Raw genomic sequence first — 6,000 nt, 5'->3', positions numbered from 1 at the left:
CGTTAAATGCTTTTGCTTCGTTCAACACTTCTCTCGCATTAGGAAAGAAGACCCAAAACAGTTCAATATAATCTTTTTCGTCACTATTCATAGTATAAACATCGGGTGTCACAGGACAAATTCCGAGTAAACGGTATTTCAATTCACTCTGACGTTTGTCAAAATACCAGTATCCTTTCAATTTATACTGAGTAACATCTGCTGCCGTTAAATCTTGTTTTAAAATATACTCAGCAGGTACCGTTCTGGTCGGACCAACTGTTTCATCAACATAAGTAACTACTTTTTTCTTACCAGTTCCAGTCACCACCTTTTTCTTCACCACCCGTGTTTTGTAGTCGTCCGGGTATTGATTGATTAATTCCCTCCCGGCATCAGTCGTATCGATACGAGACAATCCCCCTTGAATGTCTTTTAAGGATTTTTTAGTATTAAAGTAGCTATCGGCATACACTTCTGTGATTCTTCCTGCTTTTATTCCTCTAATCAAAACATCATAAAGAGAGCGTCTATCCGAACCAATATTGGCAGTATCCACCGGAAAATACAATGGAAAATTAATTTTCTCATTCAAATCAATAATTTCCCAGGTCGTTTTTCCCATTAAAACATCCCTGTCATCTACATAACCATAAGCCATTGGCTTATCGTTATCAGCACGCAACTGAGCAGGATTCTTTACCCCGATCTGACCTGCTGTTTTCGCATTAAGCAAATTCGATTGAGCTTTAATACTAAGGTTACTGATAACAAAAATAATAACGATAAAAAAAATCTTTACTTTCATGATACAACAATTAAAACCTATTGAACGTAAATATACGGTATTTATTGTGTTTTTTCTCACAAAATTTAAAAATACCATAATAACAACTACTCTAATCGGAATCAACTCTAAAAAGCTCAACAAATTCACCATTTAAACTGATTCTCAAGATAATGAGCAAAAAAAAAACTCTTACTACAAATGTAGTAAGAGTTTTTCATATATTGTTATTCAGATACTTAGTAGTTCCACATATCTTGTTCGAAGTTACGAATCTTCTCTTTTACTCTTTCAGATTCTAACAATTGATTTTGTGCATTATCTTTCATGTAATCTTTAATCTCACGATCTCCGTACAAGTTTTCTTCTTTATAGACAACCGCATTAAAACGTCTTGAATTCAAAATCTGATCGAATGAAATTGGAAGTGCAGAGTTATTATCGTTGAATGCTTTTGCTTCGTGTAGCGCCTCTCTGGCGTTAGGGAAGAAAACCCAGAACAACTCAATATAATCTTTTTCGTCACTATTCATTGTGTAAACATCCGGAGTTACTGGACAAATTCCAAGCAAACGATATTTCAATTCGCTTTGACGTTTGTCAAAATACCAGTATCCTTTAATTTTATATTGTGTAACATCTGCAGCAGTTAAATCTTGTTTCAGAATATACTCCGCTGGAACCGTTCTTGTTGGACCAACCGTTTCATCTACATAAGAAACTACTTTTTTCTTACCAGTACCAGTTACAACTTTTTTCTTCACAACACGTGTTTTGTAGTCGTCCGGATATTGATTGATTAATTCTCTACCTGCATCTGTTGTGTCAATACGTGATAATGCACCCTGAATATCTTTCAAAGATTTTTTAGTATTGAAATAACTGTCGCTGTATACTTCAGTTATTTTGCCGCTTTTAACAGCTTTCGTCAAAACATCATAAAGTGAACGTCTGTCAGAACCAATATTAGCCGTATCAACCGGAAAGTACATTGGAAAATTGATTTTTTCATTCAAATCAATGATCTCCCAAGTAGTTTTTCCCATTAAGATATCTCTATCATCTACATAACCATAAGCTAAAGGCTTATCGTTATCAGAAATAAGTTGCGCAGGAGTCTTAAGACCTATCTGAGCCGGTGTTTTCGCATTAAGCAAATTCGATTGCGCATAGGAAGAAAATCCTCCAGCGATAGAAACAATAGCTATTAAAAAATTTCTTACTTTCATCATGATATCATTATAAGATATTGAAGTAGTTTTACCTACTATATTATTGTATTTCGTAAATTACCGGAGCAGTTCTTGGCAATAAATAACTACCAGCTCCAACAAGTTTAGTTTTAATTTCAGAAATAGTAACCTGGTCTCCTTTACCAGCTCTTGCAAGAACTGATTTACATTGTGCATTTAATCTGTTACCATTAACAACCACTGTAGGTTGTCCTGCAATTTTCAAATTAAATCCAACAACATCTAAACCAACTTCGAAATCGAAATCAAGTAATTTAGCACCAATTGTAGCAATTTCTAAGTTCGATTTAGGTCCTTTAACAACACCCATTTCTCCTCTAATTGTACCAGTTGGTCCAGGAATACCTTTAATTCTAAATGTTTTCTTATCTGTAACTTTATCTCCGTTTGGCAATGTACCAGTAACAGAAATAGTAGCTTCAGTACCTGAACCCGGGTTCATGTTATATTTTCCAGGTTTTCCGGCAGATACTAATCCTGGAGCACTTGCAACAATTTTGTTTGCATCAACACCAGCGAACGATACAGAGATTGGATTCACAACTCCTCTATATACTACGTTCATTTTATCAGCAGAAATTGTAGCAGAGTTTGGTCTTGGTACTACAACATATTTTCCGGCAAATTTAAGTGGAATGTTTTTACCGTCTTCTAAGAATGTAAATTGTCCATTAATATTTTGCTCTCCAACACCTCCTGCAGTTAACGAAATAACCGCTTGTCCGTTAACAATTTGTCCAGGACCTTGGAATGAAGTTGGTTTTGTGTTTTCGTCGTAACGACCTAAAACTACCTTACCAGTAACTTTCTCTCCTTGGAAATAAGCGTTTTTGTCTAAAACAACAATCGCTTGATAATTGCTGTAAGAAGCAGCAGCAACAGCCGCTTTTCCTAAAGCACGGTTGTAAACGTCAGCTTCAAGTTTTTGAACATCATTTTGCCAAGCTGAAAGTTTTGCAGCTGAAGCAATTGCTGGAAATCCTTTAAAGTGGTATGCTAAGTATTTTTCTTTTATACCTTCTTTATTTTTTACATCAGAAACATTAAATTTTTTCTCTACCTCTGCAATAATATCAGCATATTTTTTATCTGTACCTAAAGCAGCTTTAATATCTGATTTGTATTTCTCGATTTTAGCGATAATTTCATTTCCTTTTTTAGTGTAACCATCTCCCGTAAACCAGTCGTCGATGTTATCACCTCTGTCCATAGACTCATAAGGCATTTTTCCAGTTTCTTTATCTACTTCAAATCCTTTTACAGCCTGAGTTTTCAGACCTCCGATAAAACTATAAAAATCTTTTGTAATCGCTTCAACTTTATGAGCAGTTCCCGCAGCGATAGCGAATTCTCCTTTAGCTTCAGCAGCTTTCTGATCTAAAGCTGTCAATAAACCAGCATTTGTAGTAACTGAAGAAGTATTTGCATCTTCAAATTTTTCATTCATCAAACCAAAAGCAGATATAACTTCTTTTGATACGTTCATTGCTAACATTGCGATGAAAACCAGATACATCAGGTTAATCATCTTCTGTCTAGGGGTTAATTTTCCTCCTGCCATTTTTTCTAATTAGTTCTTATTAATAAATTTAATATAATAGTCAAAAACTAATTATCCTTTGTTACTCATTGCAGAAAGCATACCACCGTAAACACTGTTTAATGAAGCAATGTTTGCAGTCATAGATTGCATTTGTTCTTTTAATTTAGAAGCATTTTCAGCAATTTCGCTGTTTGCTTGTGCATTTCTAGAAGCACTTTCTAATTGAACTTTGTATAAACTGTTTAATGATTCCATTTGTGCAGCAGCCATAGACATTTCTTCAGCATATTTCTTTTGTCCTGCAATTGAATCAACTGTTGGAGAAATAGCTTTTGCAGCTCCTTCGAAATTTTTGATGCTGTTTCCTAAGCTTGCCATTAACTCTCCGTCAATTTTAGCATCTTTCAACATTGCATCTAATTTTTGAGACAATAATCCTTGGGCGTCAGATGGTGCCTCAACTTTGTCAGCTTTTTTTCTAGCCTGACCATTCGCTAATTCAGGGTAAACAAGAGTCCAGTCTAATTCGTGTTCAACTGGTTCGAAAGCAGAAAGAGCAAAGATTAACGCCTCAGTTACCAATCCAATCGATAACATAACAGTTCCTGTTAATGGTCCAATCTCAAAGTGAGTAATTTTGAATAATGCTCCAATAATTACTACTGCCGCTCCCATACCATAAGCGAAATTCATTGCTTTTTTACTTAATAATGCCATAATACTTTTTTTTAGGTTTTAATTTAAAATAGATTTGTTGATTTGGTTTACTTATTTGATTTTAATTAATTCGATAATTACTTTTTCTTCTTACCACCAGTTGCCTGAGTTCCCATGTAATCTTGTACAGTTCTGAAACCAATATAACTTCTGGCAGAATCAGCATATTCGTGATCACGTGTGCTTACCTGTAGGAAATAAGCAACGTCTTTCCAAGAACCTCCACGAACTACTTTTCTTTGATTGTTCCCGTCAATTACGTTAGGGTTCATTGTAGAAACATACTCGTATGCATTTGGATTATAAGCTGAATCGGTCCACTCAGAAACGTTTCCTGCCATGTTGTATAAACCATAACCATTAACTTCATAAGATTTAGCTTCAACAGTATACAATGCTTCGTCAGCCGCATAATCTCCTCTGCTTGGTTTGAAGTTTGCTAAGAAACAACCTCTGTCGCTTTTTGTATAAGGACCTCCCCAAGGGTAAGTAGCTGATTCCAGACCTCCTCTTGCAGCATATTCCCATTCTGCCTCTGTTGGCAATCTGAAAGCATTTACTAAGTCACGTCCTTTTTTCTTAGATTTAATATAACCGTTTTTATTCAAAGTTCTCCATGCGCAGAATGCTTTTGCCTGTTTCCAGGTTACCCCTACTACTGGATAGTCTCCATAAGCTTTATGCCAGAAATAGTCGTTATGCATTGGCTCATTATAAGAATAAGCAAAATCTTTAATCCAAACTGTTGTATCAGGATAAACACTTACTTGTTCCGTTTTAACGAAGTCTTTTCTTTTTCCAACTTTAGCTTTCGCTGCAGCCTGAATATCCATCCAGGAATAACGGAATTTCAATTTGTTTACATCAATTGTTCTTAAACCATTGTAAGACTCTTCAATTGGCAAATACATAGAATCCATTACCTCAGTATAATACTCATCCGGGTAAGCTTTTGTATCTTTAATTAACTTTACTTTTTTGTTTAATTTTCTACCTGCATAAGGATCATCTTTCGTTCCTACACTGTAGTAGTTATCATACATATATTTGTCATATGCAGTCATTTTTTCCGGATCTGAATCATTAAATGCAAAATCAGCAATACTTCCGCCTTTTTTACCTTTAGAATCACCTGCAGGTTTTTGACCTGTTTCATCAGCTAAAATAGCCAAACGAACTCTCATTGTAGAGTCTTTTACCCACTCTACAAATTGACGGTACTCACTATTGGTAATCTCTGTTTCATCCATATAAAATGAACGAACTGTCACCGTCCTAGTAGGAGCATCCTCCACATTAGCTAAATCAGCATCTGATTTACCCATAATAAAAGATCCACCAGGAACTAATGTCATTCCATAAGGCTTCTCAGGGTGCCATTTACCTCCTGTAACACCTACCAACTCACCTTTGTCACCTGACTTACCACAGCCAATTACCAGTGTTAACATTGTTGCAAATGCAATAAACTTCTTCATATAAATTTGGGATTATCTATTCATTATTATAAGTCCGTAAACGTATTTATTATTTATCTAAAAAACAATACTAGTTGCGAAATTTATTTTATCGGTCAAAAATAATGTTAAATAAAATAAAAAAAAAATATTTCATCGATAAACTAACACAAAAAATCGACGTAAGACGTTATTTATCAGTTACTGTGCTACTTATCTTACTAATATTATTTAACACTATTTCAGAAATGCAAAAAAAATAAA

General features: G+C 34.8%; 5 protein-coding genes. All 5 read right to left on the bottom strand.

All coding sequences use genetic code 11. The features are described 5' to 3' along the window. The coding region (gene gldN / locus JO950_RS15390; protein ID WP_202703451.1) for a gliding motility protein GldN at positions 1-787 on the bottom strand (787 nt) is incomplete at its 3' end. A 218-nt stretch (positions 788-1,005) separates the two neighbouring features. Then, positions 1,006-1,995, bottom strand: coding sequence for a gliding motility protein GldN (gene gldN, locus JO950_RS15385; RefSeq protein ID WP_017496989.1), 990 nt, complete (start codon positions 1,993-1,995; stop codon positions 1,006-1,008). A 43-nt stretch (positions 1,996-2,038) separates the two neighbouring features. Continuing rightward, positions 2,039-3,580 (bottom strand): gliding motility protein GldM, encoded by a 1,542-nt coding sequence (gldM, locus tag JO950_RS15380; RefSeq protein ID WP_017496990.1) that lies wholly within the window; start codon positions 3,578-3,580, stop codon positions 2,039-2,041. A 51-nt stretch (positions 3,581-3,631) separates the two neighbouring features. Next, the gene (gene gldL / locus JO950_RS15375; RefSeq protein ID WP_202703450.1) at positions 3,632-4,279 is read right to left on the bottom strand and encodes a gliding motility protein GldL; all 648 of its coding nucleotides are present in this window, start codon (positions 4,277-4,279) and stop codon (positions 3,632-3,634) included. Between the two features lie 77 nt (positions 4,280-4,356). After that, the gene (gene gldK, locus JO950_RS15370) at positions 4,357-5,757 is read right to left on the bottom strand and encodes a gliding motility lipoprotein GldK (RefSeq protein ID WP_202703449.1); all 1,401 of its coding nucleotides are present in this window, start codon (positions 5,755-5,757) and stop codon (positions 4,357-4,359) included. Between the last annotated feature and the right edge of the window lie 243 nt (positions 5,758-6,000).

The organism is Flavobacterium sp. UGB4466 (assembly GCF_903469665.1).
In the GTDB taxonomy this organism is placed as follows: Bacteria; Bacteroidota; Bacteroidia; order Flavobacteriales; family Flavobacteriaceae; genus Flavobacterium; species Flavobacterium lipolyticum.
Note: the sequence above shows the minus strand (reverse complement) of the source record. Positions and strands in the feature narration are given on the sequence as shown.